Here is a 1,820-nt window from a genome sequence, read left to right as displayed (position 1 = left end):
GCCTGCCCCCGGAGCGTGGCGGCGAGTTTCCAGGCCAGGTTGGCGGCGTCCTGGAGCGCCAGGTTCAGGGTGGGCCCGTGGCTCACCTGGGCGGCGTCGCCGGCGATGAAGACGCGTCCGGCGCGGTAGCGGTCGGCGAGCCGGGTGTTGCGCCCGCACAGCCGGCGCAGCATGACCGGCGCGCCCTCGGGCGGCGGGCTCAGCGGCAGGCGCACCCCGAGGACGCGTTCGACGCTCTTCTCCATCTCGGCCAGCGTCATCGGCGCGCCCGGCCCCGGGAAGCCGCCCGCCGGATGCTCCTCCCACTCGGCGGTGTTGATCAGCGGCCGCCGCGGGTCGTGGGCCAGGAGGGTGAAGACGCCGCGATCGGTGCGGTGGAAGTGGGCGGGGATCTCGCCGAGCCCCTCGATCAGGACGCGCCCGCCGGGCAGGATCCGGACGTGCTCGCTCGGGCCGATGAGGGCCGAGCGGTCCACGACGTGGTCGTCGCTGACGCCGGGGAAGCCGATGCCCGCCGCCTTCCTGACCATGCTGTGGCCGCCGTCGCAGCCGACCAGGTAGCGGGCGGTGAGGGTGGTCTCGGCGCCGCCGGGGCCGCGGGTCACGACCTCGACCCGGTCGGCGTCCTGGCCGAAGGAGATCACCTCCTGGCCGCGCCGCACCTCCGCGCCCAGTTCGGCCGCGCGCGCGGCGAGCACCCGTTCGAGGTCGCGCTGGTCGCAGGGCAGCAGGTACATCGGGTTGGCCTCGCCGAGCGTGTGCAGCGGCAACGGCATCCCGCCGAAGAAGTGGCCCGGCGCCGGCGCCGGGACGCCCCGGCCGCCGCAGCGTTCGAACAGGCCGCGGTGGTCCAGCAGCCGGACGACCTGCCCGGCCAGGCCGTGGGCCTTGTCCGACAGGTCGGGCTCCGGCCGTCGTTCCAGCACCAGCGGCCGCACGCCGGCCAGGCGCAGCTCACAGGCGAGGAAGAGGCCGGCGGGCCCGGCGCCGACGACGATGACGTCGAACATCATGGACGGTCCTTTGGGTACAGGGCTGTATCTAATTCCGGCCACCGTAGAGCGCCGGGATAAGATACGCAAGTGACTCTCAAGCCCCCTGCCCCCGGCGGCGCGTCCCGCCGTCGCGGCCCCGCGCTGGAGGAGGCGATCCTCGACGCCGCCTGGCAGGTGCTGGTCGAGCACGGCTACCACGGCTTCACCTTCGAGGCCGTCGCCGCCCGCGCCGGCACCAGCCGCCCGGTGCTCTACCGGCGCTGGCCCCGGCGCGACGACCTGCTGCTGGCCACCCTCGCCAAGTTCTGGCGGCTGATCGACGTGCCCGACACCGGCAGCCTGCGCGAGGACGCCGTCGGGTTCCTGCGCAACGCCGGCGACGACCGCGCGGGCATGCTGACGCTGATGAGCGTGCAGCTCGCCGACTACTTCCGGGAGGCCGGCACCAGCCTCACCGAGCTGCGCGACACCCTGCTGCCGCCCGGCCGGGCGACCGCGTTCGAGACGATCGTGGGCCGGGCGGTCGAGCGCGGCGAGCTGCCCGACGTGCCGCGTTCGTCCAGGGTGGTGAACCTGCCGCTGGACCTGCTCCGGCACGACATGCTCGTCACGATGCGCCGGGTGCCGGAGGAGTCGATCGCCGAGATCGTGGACGAGGTGTGGCTGCCCCTGCTGGGCGCGTCCTCCGGCTGACCGGCGGCCACCAGGGGACGGCCTCCCCGTGGCGGCGAGCCGGTCAGCTCCCGTAGTAGTCGCGGATCTCCCAGAACCTGGACGGGTGCCCGTCACAGGTGTACTGGACGGCCTCCAGGTTGTTGGCGGTGC

2 protein-coding genes are annotated in these 1,820 nt (G+C 74.2%); one reads left to right on the top strand and one right to left on the bottom strand.

Annotated features, from left to right (window positions below):
• Positions 1–1,013: FAD-dependent monooxygenase (locus ACWCSD_RS52250; RefSeq protein ID WP_449927313.1), on the bottom strand; the 1,013-nt coding region annotated here is incomplete at its 3' end.
• A 69-nt stretch (positions 1,014–1,082) separates the two neighbouring features.
• Between ACWCSD_RS52250 and ACWCSD_RS52245 the strand changes: the two genes are divergently transcribed.
• Positions 1,083–1,688: a TetR/AcrR family transcriptional regulator gene (locus ACWCSD_RS52245; RefSeq protein WP_449927310.1), complete on the top strand. Its 606-nt coding sequence runs from the start codon at positions 1,083–1,085 to the stop codon at positions 1,686–1,688.
• The last annotated feature ends 132 nt before the right edge of the window (positions 1,689–1,820 follow it).

It is taken from the genome of Nonomuraea sp. NPDC001684 (assembly GCF_053596515.1).
Note: the sequence above shows the minus strand (reverse complement) of the source record. Positions and strands in the feature narration are given on the sequence as shown.